Origin of the sequence: Burkholderia sp. Ac-20365 (genome assembly GCF_017104715.1) — a bacterium.
Classification (GTDB): domain Bacteria; phylum Pseudomonadota; class Gammaproteobacteria; order Burkholderiales; family Burkholderiaceae; genus Paraburkholderia.
Genome location: NZ_JAAGPI010000007.1, coordinates 152,750 through 172,486, shown reverse-complemented (window position 1 = coordinate 172,486; position 19,737 = coordinate 152,750). Strand labels below are relative to the sequence as shown.

At 59.9% G+C, this 19,737-nt stretch carries 18 protein-coding genes; 12 read left to right on the top strand and 6 right to left on the bottom strand.

All coding sequences use genetic code 11. The features are described 5' to 3' along the window. Positions 1–66 precede the first annotated feature (66 nt). A complete protein-coding gene (locus tag G3O01_RS15260; RefSeq protein ID WP_205805962.1) occupies positions 67–2,892 on the bottom strand; it encodes a 2-oxoglutarate dehydrogenase E1 component in 2,826 nt (941 codons plus the stop codon). Between the two features lie 429 nt (positions 2,893–3,321). Between G3O01_RS15260 and G3O01_RS15255 the strand changes: the two genes are divergently transcribed. After that, the gene (locus G3O01_RS15255) at positions 3,322–3,867 is read left to right on the top strand and encodes a DUF4863 family protein (RefSeq protein ID WP_205805960.1); all 546 of its coding nucleotides are present in this window, start codon (positions 3,322–3,324) and stop codon (positions 3,865–3,867) included. Between the two features lie 41 nt (positions 3,868–3,908). Here the strand turns inward: G3O01_RS15255 and G3O01_RS15250 are convergent, their stop codons facing one another. Together G3O01_RS15250 and dxs are read right to left on the bottom strand one after the other, a co-directional pair. Further along, positions 3,909–4,247: a helix-turn-helix transcriptional regulator gene (locus G3O01_RS15250; protein ID WP_205805958.1), complete on the bottom strand. Its 339-nt coding sequence runs from the start codon at positions 4,245–4,247 to the stop codon at positions 3,909–3,911. Between the two features lie 29 nt (positions 4,248–4,276). Then, on the bottom strand, positions 4,277–6,064 hold the full coding sequence (dxs, locus tag G3O01_RS15245) for a 1-deoxy-D-xylulose-5-phosphate synthase (protein ID WP_205805956.1): 1,788 nt from the start codon (positions 6,062–6,064) through the stop codon (positions 4,277–4,279). Between the two features lie 406 nt (positions 6,065–6,470). Between dxs and G3O01_RS15240 the strand changes: the two genes are divergently transcribed. Beyond that, a complete protein-coding gene (locus G3O01_RS15240; RefSeq protein WP_346779190.1) occupies positions 6,471–7,307 on the top strand; it encodes a hypothetical protein in 837 nt (278 codons plus the stop codon). Between the two features lie 15 nt (positions 7,308–7,322). Here the strand turns inward: G3O01_RS15240 and ilvB are convergent, their stop codons facing one another. Beyond that, positions 7,323–9,188, bottom strand: a complete 1,866-nt coding sequence (ilvB, locus tag G3O01_RS15235) for a biosynthetic-type acetolactate synthase large subunit (protein WP_205805954.1) — start codon at positions 9,186–9,188, stop codon at positions 7,323–7,325. 507 nt (positions 9,189–9,695) lie between these two features. On the opposite strand from ilvB, the gene G3O01_RS15230 reads away from it, so the two are divergent. Continuing rightward, positions 9,696–10,691 (top strand): GlxA family transcriptional regulator, encoded by a 996-nt coding sequence (locus G3O01_RS15230; protein ID WP_205805953.1) that lies wholly within the window; start codon positions 9,696–9,698, stop codon positions 10,689–10,691. Positions 10,692–10,815: 124 nt separating this feature from the next. Continuing rightward, a complete protein-coding gene (gene mug, locus G3O01_RS15225; RefSeq protein ID WP_205805952.1) occupies positions 10,816–11,343 on the top strand; it encodes a G/U mismatch-specific DNA glycosylase in 528 nt (175 codons plus the stop codon). Here the strand turns inward: mug and G3O01_RS15220 are convergent. Next, the gene (locus G3O01_RS15220) at positions 11,340–12,299 is read right to left on the bottom strand and encodes a LysR family transcriptional regulator (protein WP_205805951.1); all 960 of its coding nucleotides are present in this window, start codon (positions 12,297–12,299) and stop codon (positions 11,340–11,342) included. The genes mug and G3O01_RS15220 overlap by 4 nt on opposite strands. 338 nt (positions 12,300–12,637) lie before the next feature. Between G3O01_RS15220 and G3O01_RS15215 the strand changes: the two genes are divergently transcribed. After that, positions 12,638–12,832: a hypothetical protein gene (locus tag G3O01_RS15215; RefSeq protein ID WP_205805950.1), complete on the top strand. Its 195-nt coding sequence runs from the start codon at positions 12,638–12,640 to the stop codon at positions 12,830–12,832. A gap of 38 nt (positions 12,833–12,870) precedes the next feature. Here G3O01_RS15215 and G3O01_RS15210 read toward each other — a convergent pair whose 3' ends face one another. Next, on the bottom strand, positions 12,871–13,011 hold the full coding sequence (locus G3O01_RS15210) for a hypothetical protein (RefSeq protein ID WP_346779189.1): 141 nt from the start codon (positions 13,009–13,011) through the stop codon (positions 12,871–12,873). Between the two features lie 598 nt (positions 13,012–13,609). Between G3O01_RS15210 and G3O01_RS15205 the strand changes: the two genes are divergently transcribed. From G3O01_RS15205 to G3O01_RS15175, 7 genes are all read left to right on the top strand, one after another. After that, the gene (locus tag G3O01_RS15205) at positions 13,610–15,238 is read left to right on the top strand and encodes an MFS transporter (RefSeq protein WP_205805947.1); all 1,629 of its coding nucleotides are present in this window, start codon (positions 13,610–13,612) and stop codon (positions 15,236–15,238) included. A gap of 12 nt (positions 15,239–15,250) precedes the next feature. Then, on the top strand, positions 15,251–16,327 hold the full coding sequence (locus G3O01_RS15200) for an HlyD family secretion protein (RefSeq protein ID WP_205805945.1): 1,077 nt from the start codon (positions 15,251–15,253) through the stop codon (positions 16,325–16,327). Continuing rightward, positions 16,324–17,862 carry an efflux transporter outer membrane subunit gene (locus G3O01_RS15195; RefSeq protein ID WP_205805943.1) on the top strand — a complete coding sequence of 513 codons (1,539 nt, stop codon included), beginning with the start codon at positions 16,324–16,326 and terminating at the stop codon, positions 17,860–17,862. Before G3O01_RS15200 ends, G3O01_RS15195 begins: the two co-directional genes overlap by 4 nt. Before the next feature lie 84 nt (positions 17,863–17,946). Continuing rightward, positions 17,947–18,207: a hypothetical protein gene (locus G3O01_RS15190; RefSeq protein ID WP_205805941.1), complete on the top strand. Its 261-nt coding sequence runs from the start codon at positions 17,947–17,949 to the stop codon at positions 18,205–18,207. Between the two features lie 129 nt (positions 18,208–18,336). Then, positions 18,337–18,600, top strand: a complete 264-nt coding sequence (locus G3O01_RS15185; protein ID WP_205805939.1) for a PepSY domain-containing protein — start codon at positions 18,337–18,339, stop codon at positions 18,598–18,600. 14 nt (positions 18,601–18,614) lie between these two features. Beyond that, positions 18,615–19,136: a cytochrome b/b6 domain-containing protein gene (locus G3O01_RS15180; RefSeq protein ID WP_205805938.1), complete on the top strand. Its 522-nt coding sequence runs from the start codon at positions 18,615–18,617 to the stop codon at positions 19,134–19,136. A gap of 276 nt (positions 19,137–19,412) precedes the next feature. Further along, on the top strand, positions 19,413–19,733 hold the full coding sequence (locus G3O01_RS15175; protein ID WP_205805936.1) for a hypothetical protein: 321 nt from the start codon (positions 19,413–19,415) through the stop codon (positions 19,731–19,733). Positions 19,734–19,737 lie beyond the last annotated feature (4 nt).

The following is a 19,737-nucleotide window of genomic DNA, read 5'->3' as shown; positions in this document are numbered from 1 at the left end:
ATTATTTTCATTTTCCAGAAAGAGGCGAGTCAGTGACATCCGTCACTGCCCGCCTTCATTGCCTCCTCACTCCTCAATCGCTGCGTGCAGGTATTTCTCCTGACGTGCCAGATGCATCGACTTGTATCCCGGCGCCGTCGATGCCGTTGCCTCGGGTCCGACGTAGCGCAGCGCCGCACGACCGTTCACGATATCCAGCAACGGCTCCATCACAAACGTCCAGGAACCCTGATTCTTCGACTCTTCCTGACACCACACCACGCTCTTCAGATTCGGATAACGTTCCAGCTCCGCACCAATCTGCTTTGCAGGGAACGGATACAACTGCTCGACACGAATCAGCGCGATATTCTCCTTACCGGATTTGCGCCGACGCTCCAGCAGTTCGTAATAGACCTTGCCCGAGCACAGGATCACCCGATCGACTTTCTCTGCCGCTTCCTTCGTGGGCGATTCCGCGAGAATCTCGCTAAAGCGCCCGTTGGCGAGTTCCTCGAGGCTGCTGACCGCCTCCGGGTGACGCAGCAGCGACTTCGGCGTCATCACGATGAGAGGAACACGATCGTGCAGCACCGCCTGCAGGCGCAGCAAATGGAAAATCTGCGCGGGCGTAGTCGGCTGGCAGACGCGCATATTGTCCTGCGCGCAAAGTTGCAGGTAGCGCTCGAGCCGCGCGGACGCGTGTTCCGGCCCTTCGCCTTCCTGGCCATGCGGAAGCAGCATCGTCACACCGCTGCGCTGTCCCCACTTCGCGGCGCCTGCAGACAGGAAGTTGTCGATCACCACTTGGGCGCCATTCGCGAAGTCGCCGAACTGCGCTTCCCACAGCACGAGTGAGTTTTGGCGGACAACCGAGTACCCGTATTCGAAGCCTAAAACTGCCGCCTCCGACAGAACCGAATTGGTGACCGAGAACCTGCCCTGATCGTCCGACACATGCTCCAGCGGGACATAGGTGCCTTCGGCGCGGCTCGCACGGTTCTGATCGTGCAGCACCGCGTGACGATGGCTGAACGTCCCGCGTTCGCTGTCCTGCCCGCTCAGGCGCACGTCGATACCAGCGGAGAGAAGCGACGCGAAGGCCATATGCTCGGCCATGCCCCAGTCGAGCGGACGCTTGCCTTCGGCCATCTCGCGGCGCGCAGACATCACTCTCCCGACAAGCGGATGCAGCGAATACTGCTGCGGAATGGTTGTGATCTTCGTAGCAAGCTTTTGCACGAGATCGGGCAAGGGTGGCGCGTAATAGATGCGGCCGACGTTTCCATCCAGCAGTTGCGGCCAGTTCACTTCATCGTTCTTCTGATCGGCAGGCTTTTTCTCTTCGACGGATTGCGCGGCGTCGAGGCGCTCACGATAGTCGTGAACATATCTGTCCACGTCTTCCGAAGTCAGAATCTGCTCATCGACGAGCTTCCTTGCGTACAGGGTCCGCACGCCCGGATGACCGGCAATAGAGCGATACATCAACGGTTGCGTGATAGTGGGCGTGTCCTGTTCCTGATGGCCGTGGCGGCGAAAGCAGATCAGATCGATGACGACACTCTTCTTGAATGTCGCGCGAAATTCGATCGCGAGACGCGTGGCGGCGATCACCGCTTCCGGGTCGTCGCCGTTCACGTGCAGGACGGGAGCCTCGATCATCTTCGCGATGTCGGTGCAATAGAACGATGAGCGCGTGTCTCGCGGGTCGGAGGTCGTAAAGCCAACCTGGTTGTTCACGACCACATGGATCGTGCCGCCCGTTCCGTAGCCACGCGTGTTCGACAGGTTCATCGTCTCCATGACGATGCCCTGCCCTGAAATCGCCGCGTCGCCGTGAATCTCAACCGGCAGCACCGCACTCGCTCCGAGGCCCAATACTTCGGCACGCGCGCGCGCGATGCCCTGAACGACCGGGTTCACAACTTCAAGGTGCGACGGATTAAACGCGAGCGTCACTTCCGCAGGCCCTGTTGCGGTGGGCAACAAGCCCGTAAAGCCCTTGTGATACTTGACGTCGCCAGCGGGGAGAAGATTCGCCGTCTTTCCCTCGAACTCGTCGAATAGCGCAGCGGGCGGCTTGCCGACAATGTTGACGAGTACGTTCAATCGTCCACGGTGCGCCATGCCGAGAATCGAGCTCTTGACGCCTTTCGTGGCGCCATATGCCACCAGTTCGTCCAGCAGCACGATAAGCGACTCGCCGCCTTCCAGCGAGAAACGTTTCTGCCCGACATAGCGGGCGTGCAGGTATTTTTCGAGTCCTTCTGCAGCCGTTAGCCGTTCGAGAATGTGCAGCTTGTCACCTTTGTCCAGTCTCGCTTTCGAACGCGATGACTCGAGATGCATCGGCCACCAGTTGCGCTGCTCCGGATCGGCCAGATGCATGAACTCGGCACCCAGTGTTCCGCAATAGGTCTCTTTGAGCGCCCGCAACAGATCGTCGAGCGTTGAAACCTGATCCGAAAAGTACGCGCCCGACATGCTGAACTTCGCGTTCATGTCCGCGTGCGACAGATCGTAGTAGCTCGGATTCAATTCCGGCACCGCCACGGGCGCAGTCCAGCGCAGCGGATCGAGATGCGCGTTACGCGTCCCAACCATCCGATAGGCCGAAATCAATGCCTGTACGGCAACCTGTTTGCGCGCGAAAACCAGTACATCGCGCTCCGAGCGCCCTGCTGTCTGCGTCTGCTTCGCCAGTTCGACGAAGCGGGACACAACTGGCCCGTGTGCCACATCGCCCGTATCCGATCCATCGACGGCCGGCATGTCCTGCAACGCGTCGAAGTAACCGCGCCATTCCTCCGACACCGTCGCCGGGTCCGCAAGATAGGTTTCGTATTGCTCTTCCACGTAAGGAGCGTTGCCTCCAAACAGGAATGAGCTCTTCCGGTTTCGCATCATCATGATGACTCTGTCCTCAGCCGGGCTCGCGCCCGATATCTGCCTCAAATCCGGCCGAGACAGCACCTGTTGCTGCCTTGGCCGAGCCAACGCTTTCACAGGTACACGAAGACAAAATCCAGCTGCGGACAAAGGCCGCATTCAGCGCCACTCTTTCCGCGTCGACTTGTGCAATGCCTCGTGGCTCCTGCCACCAGGTCCCTGTGCCCGCCAGGACCAGCGATCTCCTGACCGCCGATAAGAACAGTGTAGGTATTGCGTGTTGTCGCTGATACACCAGCTACGACGGTTCCGGGACATTCACGGTTTGTTTCTGGCCATCGACACAAAAGCGCCGAAATCTCGTGTATCTAAAGACGCGGACGATCTTCGGCGCAACGCTGCGACCACAACAGGATCTACGAGTAACGCTCGATAAAAGGACGAGGTGAGATGTCTCAGAACCAGTTTGCAAGCAGCAAGCACGAACTGTTTTTCCGCTTCATTCCTCTTCTGCGGGAGATCAGGGACATGACCGCGGGCCAACAGGTCGAGCACTGGCTGAATACGAAGTACGGTATGGAGAGCACGCTATATCGACACCTGTCGCGGCTGATTACCGAAGGCGTGCAGGAAGGTTGGGCGGCGGATGCCGAGGTCGCCGGTCCGCGGTATCGTCGTTCGCGACTAAGCGGACCTTGCGAAGACACGCTCTTTTTCAGCGTCACAGCCGTGTTGATGGACAGTACCGGAAATGACCAGAACAACCCTGAAGGCAGCCTTCGCGGCGATTACCACTTACACCCGTACGGTGAATTCAATCTGGTGGTGCCGCTGAACGCAGGCGCAGCGCTCGCGGGTCCGAACGGCTGGTGTCATGGCGGATGGACGGCACCCGCGCCCGGCAGTCACCACTTTCCTGAAGTGAAAGGCGGCGCTGTCATCACGCTAGCTTTCCTGCCCGCCGGGCGGATCGCGTTCTGCGCCAGGCCGGCGTAGCCGTAACCTCGATCGGGCACGCGATTGCTACGCATGCCCGATTACGTCTGCACCCGGTCGCCGATCTTCGCAATATCGTCGCAAAGCCATTCAGCCACTTCGCGGATCGCACTCTCATTGCGCGAGAAAAATACCCACTGTCCGACTTTTTGCGCCTTGATCAATCCCGCGCGCTCGAGCTGTGACAGATGACCCGATACCGTCGACTGCGACAGACCGCTGCGCGCGTGCATCATGCCCACTGAAACGGCGCGCAGCGCGGCGTACTCGGCTTCCGTGAAGTACTCGTCCGGATTGGCCAGCCACTGCAGTACCTTGCGGCGAAACGGATGCGCCAATGCGCGGATCGCTGTGTCAAAATCTTTCGTCTGCTCGTTCATGCTCGTTCACTCGAAAAACGGGTTCTACTTCACGCGACGTCCAGCACGTCGATCCGGCGGCCCATGAATGCGCGCACTGTCTCGAGCACCCCGGCGACATCGAGTCCATTCAGTTCGAGCAACCTGGAGCGGTCGCCGTGACGGATGAATTCATCGGGAAGTCCAAGACGCAGGACGGGCACGGCCAGCCCCTCAGCCGCGATCTGTTCTGCACATGCAGCGCCCGCGCCGCCTGCCACCATGCCTTCCTCGATCGTCACGATGACATCGTGTGCGCGCGCGACCGTCAACAGCAGGTCCTCATCGAGAGGCTTGGCGAAACGCATGTCGACCACCGTTGCGTCGATTTCCTGCGCGACTGCCATGGCGACCGACAGCAGCGGTCCAAATGCAAGGAACGCCACCCGCTGATCGCCACGACCATTCGATGACCGGCGGATGATGCCCTTGCCGAACGGAATGGTCTCGTTCGTATGCGTGACTGCTTCGGATCCTGTCGTCGCGCGCGGATAGCGCACGGCGCACGGACCCGGATAGGCGAGCGCGGTGTTCAGCATCAGATAGCACTCCCGTTCGTCGGACGGCGTCATCACGACCATGTTCGGAATACAACGGAGTGCCGCGATATCGAACGCACCGAGGTGCGTTGCGCCGTCGCCGCCAGCAATACCGGCACGATCCACCGCGAACAGCACGGGGAGTTCCTGTAAAGCGACGTCGTGAATCAACTGGTCGTAGCCCCGCTGAAGAAAGGTCGAATAGATCGCGACCACCGGCCTCATGCCTTCCGTTGCGAGGCCCGCCGCAACGGTGACCGCGTGCTGTTCTGCGATCCCCGCGTCGACATAGCGATCGGGAAAGCGCTGCTCGAATTCGACGAGACACGAACCCTCGCGCATGGCGGGCGTGATGCCGACGATGCGATCATCCGCTGCGGCGGATTCGCAAAGCCACTGGCCAAATACCTGGCTGTAGGTGCGCTTGCCGCCTGCGGACGCCGTCAACCCTTTCACCAGATCGAACGGACCCGGCCCGTGATAAGCAACGGGATCTTGCACCGCGCGGTCGTAACCACGCCCCTTTTGCGTCACGACATGGATGACATGTGGCCGGCTGCGCGTCTTTGCATCGCGCAGCACGGCGAGCAATGTAGGGATGTCGTGACCATCGACAGGTCCAATGTAGTCGAGACCCAGCGCTTCGAATAACGACAGCCTGTTTCCTGCTGAGCCAGCACCGCCGTTCAACGACTGAAGATGATCGTTCAGGCCGCCGACAGCGGGTGAAATTGACATGCCGTTGTCGTTCAGGATGATCGTCAACGGCAAGGCTTCACATGCGCCTGCGTGATTCAGCGCTTCATACGCCATGCCCGCCGACAGCGCGCCATCGCCGATGATGGCCACCGCACGCGCGCCACGATTGCGCAGCGCCAATGCCATGCCGACGGCCGCGGATATCGACGTGCCCGCGTGTCCCCCACCGAATGCATCGTAAGGCGACTCTTCGCGCGAGGGGAATCCGGCCATGCCGCCCACTTTGCGCACGCTTGCCATGCCCGCTTTGCGGCCCGTCAGGATCTTGTGCGGATAGCTCTGATGCCCGACATCCCACACCAGACGATCGTCTGGCGTATCGAATACGTAGTGAAGCGCGACCGTCAATTCGACCACACCGAGACCCGATGCGAAGTGCCCGCCCGTCGCCGATACGCTTTCGATGACGAACGCGCGGATTTCATCCGCGACACGCTGGAGTTCGTTCTCTCCGAGACCTCGCAAGGTTGATGGTGAATCGATGCTGTCCAGTAAGCTCATTACGTTTGAATCCTGATGTTCGACGGCGCAGTCGGGTCTACCCAGTGCGCGCTCCCCCAAATAGTAAGGTGTCGGCATAGCGAAGTTTGGCCAATGTTCGCCGACTCCAGGACAAGCTTCTCGCGCGAGTACTCGCATTTGCGCGCGGCACGATATCGAACCAACCTGGCCTGGATTGGCGGCACAAATCTATATTCTTATTCCCGATTGATGCCCTAATCGTCGGCGTCGCATTCCATTCACCTCTTGTATGCAGCATCGCAATGATTATCTGAACGACGGGCATGTCGATGGCTTCGTCACTTACCTGGCGGGTGTTTTGTCTGGTCGGATCCGCATCGATTTCCCAGTGGCGTTTCCGAGGAACAGACTGCCCCAGCACTACGAAACGCAGTGCCGCGGAACGGTGGAAAAAGAAGCGTCCGGCTCGGTGTATGTGATCGAAGCGCCGACCCTCGAGGCGCTTTTCGGCTATTACTGGTGGGACTACCGCTTCTACGAAGGGAACCGCAAAGAGGTCGATCGGGTCCGCGCCTGCGTCCAGGCTGCAATCGTCGAAGAAGACAGCAGCAACGGGGTCGAACGGGCGTACGCTGCCTGCTTCGAAGTCATGGACTGGGGCTTCGGACGCGGCACCCGCGCGAATGAAAGCAATATGCGATGGGCGACGGAGTTGGGTTCATCGCTGATTCAGGTGCTGCGAAATGGCCGCGACGCACTCTCATCCGACGCGCCCGACGTCTCCGTCTTCAGCCGCAACCCGGACTCATCCACGCGCTGGCCCAGGATGAACTCAGGCTGGACCAAGTACTACTCTTTTGCATTACCCGCACATGTGATCTATGACAGCCGCGTCGGCGCCGCGCTGTGCTATCTGGTCCGACGATATCTCGAAAGCCTCGAAGCCCACTGCCGCGTCGCCTCCGTTCCGGAGAGCCTCGCGTTTCGCTGGGCACCCGGACAGGGAGACAGAAACACACGTGACCCGTCGTACGGGCCATACAGATTCGCACGACTCTCGGGCGGTCCGTCTGGCTCGCGGGAATGGGCTCGCGTGAATATCCACGCGAACTGGATTCTTTCCGCGGCGATCGCACAGGCCGCCGCAACGTGGTGTGCGGGGCCCGAGGGTTTCAGGCGCGTCGAAGGCGCGCTCTTCATGCTTGGCTACGATCTGAGCCGCGCAGCAAACGCAAAGGCCCGGAGCAACACCGAGCCTTTGAATCTGTCGTTTGAATGGTAGAAAGCGGGCCGTTCGCTAGAACATATCCACGACTTTTTGTTGCCCTGCGCCCGCGCCATTCGCTTCGTTGCCACTCCGCGAAGGAATGAACGGCCCGGTGATCATGTTCGCGTAGCTCTGGCCCGGCCCCACCATTGGATAGACTTCCGCGTTCTGGTCGATCATCACTTCGAGAAAGGCTGGCCCGTCGAAATCGATGAATGCCTTGAGTTTTTCGTCGAGTTCGCTGATCGCATCGACGCGACACGCAAACTCGAATCCATCGGCGCGCGCCGCCATCACGAAGTCCTTGCGATGAAGCGCCTTGTCGCTCACGCACAAGCGCCCTTCGTAATAGAGATGCTGCCATTGCCGGATCATTCCGTCGCCCACGTTGTTGAGCAGCAGTACCTTGACGGGCGTGCCATATGTGCTCGCGGTCTCGAGTTCACCGGCATTCATGCGAATGCTGCCGTCGCCGTCAATATCGATCACGAGCGCATCCGGCCGAGCGAATTGGGCGCCGATCGCTGCGGGCAAACCGAAACCCATTGTCCCCATGCTGCCCGATGTCAGCAGATTTCTCGGCTCGACAAAGTCGAAGAACTGCGCGGCCCACATCTGATGCTGACCGACACCGGTGCTGATAATGGCCCGGCCGCCCGTTATTTCACTGAGCCGTTCGATCACGTATTGAGGCTGAATCGACGTGCTATTCCTGTCGTAGTTCATGCCATAGTTGCGCTTCAGGTCGATCACGTGTTCAAGCCACTCAGTGTGTGGCGCTACATGCGTTGCGTCGGCCATCAACGAGAGCAGCGCGTCCTTCGCATCGCCTATGTGCGTCCAGTGCGCGCGCTTGACCTTGTTGATTTCCGCCTCGTCGATGTCGATGTGCGCGACGTATCGAGCACGCGGAGCGAATGCCTCAGGCTTGCCGCCCGCCACGCGATCGTCGAAACGTGCGCCGACCGCAATCAGGAAATCGCAATCTTCGACTGCGTAGTTCGCGCAGGCGGCGCCGTGCATGCCCAGCATGCCGAGCGATAACGCGTGCTTCGCCGGTATCGCACCGAGGCCCATCAGCGTGGTCACGACAGGGATACTGTAGCGTTCGGCGAACTGGCGCAGTTCGGCCGCCGCACCTGCCGTGATCACGCCACCGCCGACATACAACAGCGGCTTTTTACTTTCAGCGAGCATGTCAAAGAACCCGGCGCGCTTGTCTTCGCCGAGATCAGCGCCTTTCGCGACCATCCGAAGACGGTCGGAGTAGCCGCGAAAGTGCAGCGTTCCGCGCCCCTCGTATGTCCCTATCCAGTTCTGGATATCCTTCGGCACATCGACGACGACCGGCCCAGGCCGTCCCGTACGCGCGATTTCGAAAGCGGTTCGCAGTGTCTGCTCGAGTTTTGCCGGATCGGTGACAAGAAAGACCTGCTTCGCGCACGCGGACATGATGTTGAACACGGGCGCTTCCTGAAACGCATCCGTGCCGATCACGGCACGCGGAACCTGGCCGCAGATCAGGACGACGGGAACGGAATCACCGTTACAGTCCGCGATAGGCGTCACTGCATTGGTCGCGCCGGGTCCCGACGTCACCATGAACACGCCGACCTTGCCGCTTGCGCGCGCGTATCCCGCAGCCATGAAGCCAGCCGCCTGCTCGTTGGCAGGCACGACGAGCTTGATCTGGCGTTCAGGATTGTTCTCATGCAGTTCGTTGAAGCGGAAAACGGCATCGTAAGTCGGCAGAATTGCGCCGCCGCTGTATCCGAACAGCGTATCGACGCCCTGTTCGCTCAGCACGCGCAGGATGATGTCGGCACCCGACATCGGCTCGCCGGCTTGCTCTGGTTTGTGGAAAACTTGTGTAGCGACGTTTGGGTTTCGGGTCATGGTTGTCTCGAATGGAAACGGGCGCGAGTCGATTCAGCTGCCCAATTCAAAGGCCAATATCCCTTCCAACTCGAGAACAGCGTATGTTCAGCACCAGTATGCGGATGATCGGCGTGACGGGTTCTCCGTGCATCGCCGGTTAGTCCAGCACGTTTGTAATGTGCGACTGGAAGAATTGCGAAGGCTTCGGCTTCATTCTGACAATCATTGCGCGCGCGCGAGTGCCGAAGAGGATCATTGACAGGCCAAGCTGTGAGTGTCTTCGGCCATCGCCAATCCGCCACAGCATGAATAGTTAGAAATCTGACTTTGCAGTTTCTGTCATCGTCAGAATCCATATCTGAAAACCTGGCATTCCGGAAAAAATGCATTTGAAATTTTCTGATTGCGACACAGTGATCGCGCGTTCTTACGATAAGCTGAACGACTGCACGTTGCGAGTCGTTGAAGTGGATGTGGATCACAGACAAATCGCAGGGCGTGCGTACAGTTAATGAAGGTCACGAAATGAAAGTCGCCGTTGTCATATTCGATGGTGTGCAAGCGTTGGACGTTGCAGGTCCGCTGGATGTGTTCGCCGAAGCCAATACCCTTCTCCCCGCGCATCAGCGATATGAGGTCTCCTTCGTGGGCCTCGAGGCAGGCATGGTGACGGCCTCCAACGGCATGCAGCTCGCCGTTCCCTATGGCTACGCAGACTTCGACTCGCAGTGCGATCTGCTGTTGGTCGCAGGCGGCCCGCAGTTGCCCGACTTTCAACCGCCCGCCCAGTTCCTGGACTGGTTAAGGCGCGAAGCAAACGGCGCGACCCGCTATGGCTCGGTATGCAATGGCGCATTCCTGCTCGCGCGCGCGGGTCTGCTCGATAGCCGCGACGTGACGACTCACTGGGCCGATGCGGGCCGTCTCGCCGACGACTTTCCCCAGGCCTGCGTACAGCCCGACAGGATTTTCATCCGCGACGGCCGCCTCTTCACTTCCGCGGGCGTCACTGCCGGCATCGATCTGTGTCTGTCGCTCGTGGCGGAAGACTGGGGACACGAACTGGCCGTGCGTGTCGCAAAACGGCTCGTCGTCTATATCCAGCGTGAAGGCGGGCAGTCGCAGTACAGCCCTTACGTCGGCGTACGCAAGGATGAAGATCCCATTATCGGCAAGGTGCAGCGTTACGTGATGGACCACATCACCGACGTGCTGTCGATCGAGCAACTCGCGAGCGCGGTTTCCGTCAGCCGGCGCACGTTCTCGCGCCTGTTCGCCAAGTACGCGAAGGTGACGCCGTCGGCGTTCGTCGAACAGGTTCGCGTCGATACGGCCAGAAAGCTACTCGAAGAAACCGATGCGCCGCTGAAGACCGTCGCGTTCAAGTGTGGTTTTCACAGCGCAACGCATATGCGCACAACCTTCGCCCGGCGGCTCAATGTCACGCCAAAACAGTATCGGCAGCGCTTTCGCGGTGTGGTGAGCGAGCATGCTCTGGAACTCGATGCGATTGGCGAATGAACGGTGTCCGGCACGTCATGGAGTTCCCGGAGTTTGCGCCCTGCGTCACACTCTCGCGTAGCCTGCCCCTCGGGGGCATTCGCACTTACGGCTCAACAAGTTATTAAAAGGCCTCGCAATCTACATGGCTCACGCTGATTCCCCCGAAGGTCTGCCGGATATTCTCGAACCCGGCCTTGCGGTGATATTTTCCGGGATCAATCCGGGACTGCGCGCGGCATCGACGGGGCATCACTTTGCGGGGCGGGGAAACCGATTCTGGCGAACGCTCCATCTTGCCGGCTTTACGCCTGAGCTATTAAGCCCCGAAGAGGGTCGTACGCTGCTTCAGTACAAGTGCGGTTTGACAACGGCCGTCGCGCGCCCAACGGCGCGGGCAGACGAGTTGTCCCGTGCGGAGATCAAGGCAGCAGCGTCTGAATTCGAGCATAAGATCGCGCACTACGCGCCGCGCTACGTTGCGTTCCTCGGCAAGATGGCCGTTGCCGAATTGATCGGCAAGCGCGACGTCGACTGGGGAGCGCAGTCCGTTACCTTCGGCGGCGCACGCATCTGGGTGCTGCCGAATCCCAGCGGGCTCAACCGCGCGTTCAGCCTCGACGCACTTGTTTCCGCGTATCGCGAACTTCGTCTCGCGATACACGAGGCCTAGCGGTTCGCCACATCCGCGATACCAGTGCCTGCCTGCGCCGTCGTTGGACCGTCCACGAATTGCAGGTGGATGTTTCTACGCAGACTCTCCGTAACGAATTCAACGAACGAACGGACTTTCATACTGGTGCCCTTGCGCTCGACGTGCAGCAGATTCACCGGAATCGATTCCGGCTCATAGGCAGCCAGGATGCGTTGCAGGCTGCCGTTAAGCACTTCGGGCGCCGCCTGGTATGAAAGCAATTGCGTGATGCCCACGCGGTCGACGGCCGCCATCACGGCTGCGGGCGCCAGATCGACAATCATCCGCGGTCGAACGCGAACAGGCAGCCGCAAACCGTTCTCGTAAAAGATCCATTCGAGCGGATTCGATACGCCAGTAAAGGACACGCAATGGTGGACGGCCAGTTGCCTCGGGTGAAGTGGCGCGTCATGCGCATCGAGATAAGCCGGTGCCGCGTAGGTGCGACGGCTCACGGAGCCCAACGGCACAGCGAAGACGGAAGAATCGCCGAGGTGACCAATGCGGATCGCGATGTCCACGCCTTCATCGATCAGACGCGTCGTACGGTCGACATAGACCACATTGACGGCGACGTCGGGATAGCTGTTCACGTAAGCGTTGACGAGCGGCGCGATGAAGCGTTGGCCGAACAGCACAGGCGCGGAAACGGTCAGTGTGCCCGCCGGTTTGGCTTGCTCGGCGGCGATATCCGCTTCCGCGTCCGCGATGGTGTCCAGCACCCTGCGACATGCATCCAGATAGCACACACCCGCGTCTGTGGGGCGGATCGAGCGGGTAGTCCGGGCGATCAGTTGCGCGCCCACCCGTGTTTCCAGTGAATGCAGCGCTCGCGAGACAGTCGGCGCCGACATGCCGAGCTTCTCGGATGCGCCCGTAAAGCTGCCTCGATCAACGATGGCGACGAACACCTCCATCTCCCGAAATTTGTCCATCCTGATTCCCAAACTTCAATTCATCTGCAGAGAGACCGGTTCGCCCATGATGCGATTGTGGAACGATCAGTCTCCCAATCTGGCCTCGCAACAGCGCAGGCGCGTGAGCTTCGCAATTCTATGTGGGATTGCTGGCATCGAAACGCGGTGCGCCGGATCTGGCCGCAAACGCACGCTGTTTGGCCCGATATCGATCGATACACCGCGTGAACATGAGAGCCTGCGGATGGCGCAATTCAGGCACTAAATGGCCTGCAAGGTGACGTATTCGCGCTTCTGCAGCCAGGGCTCATCTCCGACAATGAAGTGTGCACGACGTCTAACATTGGGAGCGAAAGATGTTCCGGCTAAGACTCACGTCTCTTCTGCTGAAGATCGGTGTGTTTCTCGCGGTAGGTGGGCCGCTGGCGGTGTCGGCAGGATGGCTCTCGGGCCGTGAAGCGATCGTCCGCTACGCTGCGATTGTCGCCTTCGTCGTACTGGCAGGCTTCATTGTGCTGTTTCGATCCGCGCGTAACGATGACGCGTGCTGAGTGAGGCCGGTTGCCAATGCCGCCGGCCGCACGCAGATTCAGGCTTCGAGAATCGCTACGTTGTAGTCTTCGTCATTGAAGGCGACGAAGAACTCTTCAGGCATCAACCACGAATCGACGCTCACCGTATTCGCACCGACGTTGACATCGACTGTCGCCTCGCCGTCGACGCTTTTCATTGCCCGTTCTATCCGGGAAATATCATCCGAATGAATCGTTTCTTTTACAGAGAATTTCATTTTCGCTCACCAATCAATAACAGTTAATCTGATAGCAACCGTCGAATTGATTTCGACACGATTTGATTCTATCCGGCACTTTCTTTTCCGTCGATACATCCCGTACAACTATGTGTTTCAGATTCGGAATGCTGACTGAGCCGCGGCACGTGGTTTCATGCGGTTTCGTCATAAGTAAGAAGTTTGCGCATTCACAAACGGATTCCACCTGAAGCGCAAAATTGAACCAATGGAAAAGGACAATTTCCATTTATCTATCTGAATCGCACGCAATGCTTAACTGGCCTGATTTTCGAATGAAATGGCCTAAAACCTCACATGCGGTGACTTTAAGAACCCCTATCTGACTCCTAGAATGAGTGACGTCATCGCGCGGTGAAAGCCGCGGTGAATCCTGGTTAACTAACCGAGTAAATGTCCGCGGGACAAATACGAGGCCTTTGACCTGGAACACCTGAGGTCTCCGTCAGCGTTCATCGTCTGAAGGTTCATCCCAGATGCGATGCGTTGTTGAGGACCTTTTGGCGAGCGCACTTTTATGACGACTGTGAATCAATCGACGACTGAAACACCCGGGCCGGGTGTCGCGCCGTCTTCTTCCGCTGCATTGCCTGCACCGGAAGCGCAGCCACCCGTGCAGCAACCGCCTGCGCAGGCGTCGCTGTCGTCGCGCGTCGCCATCGGGCTGGTGGGGATGCTGTTCGCGTCGCTGCTGGCGATCGTCAACGAGCAGGTCACGGCCATCGCGATGAACGACATTCGCGGCGCGCTCTCCATCGGACATGACGACGGAAGCTGGCTCACGGTGCTGTTCGAAGCGGCCAACGTGGCCACGATGATCATTGCGCCATGGTTCGGCATCACCTTCACATTAAAGCGGTTCACCATCGCCGCCGTGATCGCTACGATGGTGTTCGGCTTCCTGTGTCCCTTTGCACCGAACGTGGTCACGTTCTACGTGTTGCGCGTGCTTCAGGGCGTCGCTGGCGGCTGTCTGCCGCCCATGCTGATCATCGTCGCGTTGCGCTATCTGCCGCCCAAAATCAAGCTATACGGGCTTGCCGGTTACGCGCTTACTGCAACCTTCGGGCCGTCCGTCGGTACGCCGCTCGCCGCGCTCTGGACGGAATACGTGAGCTGGAAAATGGCGTTCTGGCAGATCGTGCCGTTCGGGCTGATCAGCTGCGCGTTGATCCAGTACGGCCTGCCGGAAGATCCCGTCAAGCTCGAACGGTTCCGCTCTTTCAACTGGGTCGGTCTGATCACCGGCGTTCCCGCTGTCGCGATGCTCGTGATGGGCCTGCTGCAGGGCGACCGGCTCGACTGGCTGAACTCGACGTTCATCTGCGTGATGCTGTTCGGCGGGACGCTTCTTTTCGTGATGTTTCTGATCAACGAGTGGTACGCCGAGGTTCCGTTCTTCAAGCTTCAATTGCTGTATCGCCGGAATTTCTCGCATGGTCTTTCCACGCTTGTCGGCGCAGTGATGCTGCTGGTCGGCGTGTCGGCGATCCCCGCGCAGTTTCTCGCGAAGATTCACACATACAGACCGCTGCAAACGGCGCCGCTGTCGTTGCTGGTGGCAATCCCTCTGCTGATTACGCTTCCTCTGACGGCCGCTTTGCTGAATACACGCCGTGTCGATTCGCGCTGGATCATGGCGTTCGGACTTTCGCTGGTTGCCACGACGTGTTTCCTCGGCAGCTTCATGACGTCCGAGTGGATCCGCGAGAACTTTTACTGGTTGCAGTCGTTGCAGATCATCGCGCAGCCGATGGTGATCGTCGCGATCCTGATGGGCGTGACAACGGGCTTGCCGCCGACAGAAGGCCCTTTCGCTTCCGCCATGTTCAACTCGATCAAATCGTTTTCCACCGTGGCAGCGACCGCGTTGATCGACGGCCTGGGCACGACGCGTGAACATTTCCATTCGAGCATGCTGGTCGATCAGCTGGGCAACCACGCACTGATCACCAGTCAGAGCATCGACGCAGCGCACACTATTGGCGAGCTCGCTCATCGCATTCACGAACAGGCCGTGGTGCTCACGTCCGCCGACCTCTATCGCGTGATGGCCGTCATCGCCATCACCGTTCTTCTTCTCATTCCAGTGCTGCCAGTGCGTATCTATCCGCCGTGGAGCACGACGCCGCCTTCCACCCGCTAATCATCGATTCATATGTCATCCGTCACACGAATTTCCCCCAAACTGATTCGCGTCGCCGCGGTTGTGGTCGTGCTGGGCGTCGCTGCCTGGGGCTGCATCAAGCTCTTTAGCAATCCGGGCACCGAAACCACGAATGACGCCTACGTCACCGCCGATTTCACACTCGTTGCGCCGCGCATTGCCGGACAGATTTCAGAAGTACTCGTCGAAGACAACCAGCAGGTGAAGGCGGGCCAACTGATGGTGCGCATCGACGACCGCGACTTCCAGGCCGCGCTCGCCAGTGCGCAAGCCGACGTGACGGCAGCCAAAGCGTCCGTCGCGAACTTCGATGCCGAGATTGCGCGGCATCCCTCGCTGGTCGATCAGGCGCGCGCCACGCTGCGTTCCGACGACGCTTCCATTGCATTTGCACGCGCGAATGCGGCGCGCTATCAGAATCTGTCGGACGCTGGCGCGGGGACGACACAGGAACAGCAGCACGCCGCCAGCACGCTCGCCGAGCAACTCGCGCAGCAGGCGCACGACCGCGCAGCGCTGTCCGCGACCGAGCAGAATCTCGACGTGCTGCGCACACAGCGCGACAAGGCTGCGGGCGCGCTCGCGCGTGCCGAAGCGGCGCTGCAGCAGGCCAGGCTGAACCTCTCGTACACGGAGATTCACGCACCCGTCGACGGGAAGGTGGGCAGGCGTTCCGTGCGGGTCGGCGCCTTCGTCACGCCCGGCGTGTCGCTGCTCGCGATCGTGCCGCTGTCGGACGCGTATGTCGTCGCGAACTTCCAGGAAAACCAGATCACCAACATGCGGCCCGGCGAGCGCGTGCGCATCACCGTCGACAGCTTTCCGGGCGTGGTGATCCATGGCCACATCGACAGTCTGGCACCTGCCACGGGCGTGAGCTTCGCGCCGATCGCGCCGGACAACGCGACGGGCAACTTCACCAAGGTCGTGCAGCGCGTGCCCATCAAGATCACGATCGATCCGGGCCAGCAGGCGGCATCCGAACTGAGCGTGGGACTGTCGGTCGAGGCGGAGGTCGCCGTCAGCAAGCGTAGCGACGCGACGTTTGCCGGGGTGGACCAGAAATGAATGTGCGCGAGTTTTCCATCCGTACGCCCGCGCTGGCGGTAATGCTTTGCTTCGCGCTCAGCGGCTGTCTGGTCGGTCCCAATTTCGAGCGCCCGACGTCGGCAACGCCGGACGTGTTCAATCGCACGCAGTCCGCACAGGCGCCGAGCAAAGCCGCTGAGTCCGAATTCAATCCCGAGTGGTGGACGCTCTTCAACGATCCCACGCTGAACGCGCTCGAACAGCAGCTCGCCGATGCGAACCTCGACGTTGCCGCCGCCTCTGCCCGCCTGCGTCAAAGCCGTGCCGAGCAACGCGTTGCTGGTGCCGCCGAGTATCCGACCCTGACGGGCGCCGCTTCGTATAACCGCGAGCGCGGCAGCGAGAACGGCATCCTGTCGCTGCTCGGCGTCACCCCGACCAGTCAGCAACCGCTCTCCGCTTCGGGCAGCGCACCGCTCGGCGTAACGGCCATGCCGGGCTCGAAGGGTTCGCCCGCCTACGATCTCTACCAGTTCGGCTTTGACGCATCGTGGGAAGTGGACATCTGGGGCCGCGTTCGACGCAGCGTCGAGGCCGCGTCCGCGCTGAGCGATGCAACGTACGAAGAACGCAACTCCGTGCTGCTGTCCGCGCGAGCCGAACTCGCGCGCGACTATATCCAGTTGCGCGACACGCAGGCGTTGCTGCAGATCGCCCAGCAGAACCTCGAGATTGCCCGCGACGCAACGAAGCTCACAAAAACGCGCGTACGCGAAGGCGTCACGACCGATCTCGACGTGGCCAATGCGTCGGCACAGGAAGCGACGATCGAAAGCCTGATTCCGACGCTCGAATCGCGCAGCGCAACGACCATCAATGCGATCGGCGTATTGCTCGGCGAGGAGCCGGGCGCGCTGAAAAAGACGCTCGACGAGGCACACGATGTACCCGGGCTTCCGCAACAGGTACCGATCGGATTTCCGTCGGAACTGTTGCAGCGCAGGCCCGACATCAGAAAGGCCGAGGCACAACTCCATGCGGCGACGGCGGCGATCGGCATGGCGAAAGCCGACTTCTATCCACGCATTTCGCTCAACGGCAGCGCTGGATTTCAGAGCCTCCAGTTATCGAATCTCGCTGACTGGGCATCCGGACAGTTTGTGGTTGGACCTTCTATCACGCTGCCGATCTTCGAAGGCGGCCGCCTGAAGGGCACGCTCCAGTTACGCGAAGCGCAACAGCAGGAAGCGGCCATCGTCTACAAACATACCGTGCTGCAGGCGTGGCGCGAAGTGGACGATGCGCTGATCGTCTATGACGCCGAACAGCGGCGGCACGAACGTCTTGAAGAAGTCGTGAAGCTGAATCTGCGTGCGCTTTCGATTGCGCGTCAGCGCTACAAGGCAGGGGCCGTCGATTTTCTCGACGTGCTCAATGTGCAAAAGCAGTTGCTCGACGCGCAGAGCAATCTCGAGCAGAGCAAGGCCGACGCGGCCGCCAATCTCATCACCTTGTGCAAGGTACTCGGCGGGGGATGGGAGACGTCGTTCGGCAATGCACAGGCTCGGCGCTGACGGCGCGGCGCCACTTTCTTCTTCTATCCCTTTTCTTAAGCGCCGTGGACATGCTTCTGCGGCAAGTCGGCCCTGGAGAGCATTATGAAATTGTTTGTTCGCAACTTCCTCATCGTAGCGGCGCTTGCTGCCCCCCCTTTGTCGCAGGCTCAGGAAAGCAGCCAGCCCGCGCAAACGCAACAGAACGATGCAACGTCATCGAGCTACGGCGGCGCCACGGCCGGAAAACAACAAGCTGGAGCGCAGCAGAAATCGGGCGGTCTTTTTCATCGTCAAGGCAACAGCACGTCGAGCAATAATTGCTCGGGGCCCGTCAGCTATTGCAGCATCTTTTTCGGCAGCTGATTACAGGCGGTTGATTGCAGACAGATAAGCCGTCGGAAACCCGGAACACCCGAACCCTACAATAAGCTTGCGATCGACCGTGACTGGAAGTAAAGTGACCGCTCGACAAATCAGCACATGAGGTGACGGATGTTCAAATTCCTGGCGTTGTGTGTGGCCCTGGGCGTGTCCGGCGCGGCGTTCGCCAAAGCCGATTGCACCGCGCATCCGAAGAGCGAGTGGATGAAAGAATCGGACGCGCGCGCCAAGCTCGAAGCAGAGGGCTACAAGATCAAGAAGTTCAAGGTCGACGGCAACTGCTATGAGATCTATGGCCATAACAAGGAAGGCAAGAAGGTCGAGATCTACTACGACACCAAGACGCTCGATGTCGTGAAGTCCGAGATCGACTGACGCCGGCGCGCACGATGCCCGTCAAGACGTGGGACCTGTGCGTGCGCTTCACGCATTGGACCGTTGCCGGCATCGTCGCGTGGAATCTGTTCGGACCTACCGATCAGACACATCGGGTGCTTGGATATGTCGCTGCCGGGCTGGTTGCGTGGCGCATCGTATGGGGGTTCATCGGCACGCAATACGCGCGCTTCTCCGCGTGGTGGCCGACACGCTCGCATCTGAACGACTATGTGCGCTCGCTGGCTGCACGCCGGCCGCTGCATCACTGGTCGCACAATCCCCTCGGTGGCCTGATGGCGATCGCGCTCTGGCTGCTGATTCTCGCGCTGGCGGTGAGCGGCTGGCTGATGCGCCTCGATGCGTTCTGGGGCGAAGACTGGCCGCATGATCTTCACACGCTGTTATCAACAGCACTTGAAGTCTGCGTGTGCATCCATATCGTCGCGGCCGTCGTGATGAGCTTCTGGACGCGCGACAACCTGATCGTCGCAATGCTGACCGGCTTCAAACGCGATCCCGGCGACAAGCGCTGACGTCCGTCCTCACGACTTCACCGGTTTTGCCTCTTTACCGCCTATCCAAGGCGCAGTAGTGCCCCACGTATTCCACTTCGCGCGCAAAACCTGCGAGCGGCCTCACCCGCTCGCCGCAAGATCCGTATTCGTCGACGCGCTGCCTGAGCGCTAGTCGCGGACCGCCGCGCAATTTGTAATTTTTGAAATGTGCAGTTACCAACTGCATAAGTTATTTCATCGGCACCTGCATAAGATGGACTCCATGAACCCGTCCAACGGAAAACGGAGAGCATCATGAAACGCGCGGCACTCGTCTTGTTGTTAATCGGTAGCTTGTCGGTGGCACAACAGGCATCGGCACACGGGCGCGGTGGCTGGGGCCATGGCGGCGGAGATGGCGGCGCTATCGTCGGCGCGCTCATTGGAGGCGCTGTGCTCGGCGCGCTTGTGACTTCGGTTGCCAATGCCCAGCCTGCCTACGCGCAGCCGGTGTATCAGCAACCCGTTTATGCGCAACCTGTTTATGCGCAGCCTTATGCGCAACCGCCAGCAGGCGCCTGCTACGACAGCTATCAACGCGCCTATGTGCCCTGTCAGGGTGGCTACGGATATTGATCGT

What these genes read in the sequence shown, in the direction of transcription:
- G3O01_RS15250 (WP_205805958.1), bottom strand. Translation starts at nt 4,247, where the DNA reads ATGAACGAGCAGACGAAAGATTTTGACACAGCGATCCGCGCATTGGCG.
- ilvB (WP_205805954.1), bottom strand. Translation starts at nt 9,188, where the DNA reads ATGACCCGAAACCCAAACGTCGCTACACAAGTTTTCCACAAACCAGAG.
- G3O01_RS15255 (WP_205805960.1), top strand. Translation starts at nt 3,322, where the DNA reads ATGTCTCAGAACCAGTTTGCAAGCAGCAAGCACGAACTGTTTTTCCGC.
- G3O01_RS15180 (WP_205805938.1), top strand. Translation starts at nt 18,615, where the DNA reads ATGCCCGTCAAGACGTGGGACCTGTGCGTGCGCTTCACGCATTGGACC.
- mug (WP_205805952.1), top strand. Translation starts at nt 10,816, where the DNA reads ATGGCTCACGCTGATTCCCCCGAAGGTCTGCCGGATATTCTCGAACCC.
- G3O01_RS15200 (WP_205805945.1), top strand. Translation starts at nt 15,251, where the DNA reads ATGTCATCCGTCACACGAATTTCCCCCAAACTGATTCGCGTCGCCGCG.
- G3O01_RS15220 (WP_205805951.1), bottom strand. Translation starts at nt 12,299, where the DNA reads ATGGACAAATTTCGGGAGATGGAGGTGTTCGTCGCCATCGTTGATCGA.
- G3O01_RS15230 (WP_205805953.1), top strand. Translation starts at nt 9,696, where the DNA reads ATGAAAGTCGCCGTTGTCATATTCGATGGTGTGCAAGCGTTGGACGTT.
- G3O01_RS15210 (WP_346779189.1), bottom strand. Translation starts at nt 13,011, where the DNA reads ATGAAAAGCGTCGACGGCGAGGCGACAGTCGATGTCAACGTCGGTGCG.
- G3O01_RS15190 (WP_205805941.1), top strand. Translation starts at nt 17,947, where the DNA reads ATGAAATTGTTTGTTCGCAACTTCCTCATCGTAGCGGCGCTTGCTGCC.
- G3O01_RS15260 (WP_205805962.1), bottom strand. Translation starts at nt 2,892, where the DNA reads ATGATGATGCGAAACCGGAAGAGCTCATTCCTGTTTGGAGGCAACGCT.
- G3O01_RS15215 (WP_205805950.1), top strand. Translation starts at nt 12,638, where the DNA reads ATGTTCCGGCTAAGACTCACGTCTCTTCTGCTGAAGATCGGTGTGTTT.
- G3O01_RS15205 (WP_205805947.1), top strand. Translation starts at nt 13,610, where the DNA reads ATGACGACTGTGAATCAATCGACGACTGAAACACCCGGGCCGGGTGTC.
- G3O01_RS15195 (WP_205805943.1), top strand. Translation starts at nt 16,324, where the DNA reads ATGAATGTGCGCGAGTTTTCCATCCGTACGCCCGCGCTGGCGGTAATG.
- G3O01_RS15185 (WP_205805939.1), top strand. Translation starts at nt 18,337, where the DNA reads ATGTTCAAATTCCTGGCGTTGTGTGTGGCCCTGGGCGTGTCCGGCGCG.
- G3O01_RS15175 (WP_205805936.1), top strand. Translation starts at nt 19,413, where the DNA reads ATGAAACGCGCGGCACTCGTCTTGTTGTTAATCGGTAGCTTGTCGGTG.
- dxs (WP_205805956.1), bottom strand. Translation starts at nt 6,064, where the DNA reads ATGAGCTTACTGGACAGCATCGATTCACCATCAACCTTGCGAGGTCTC.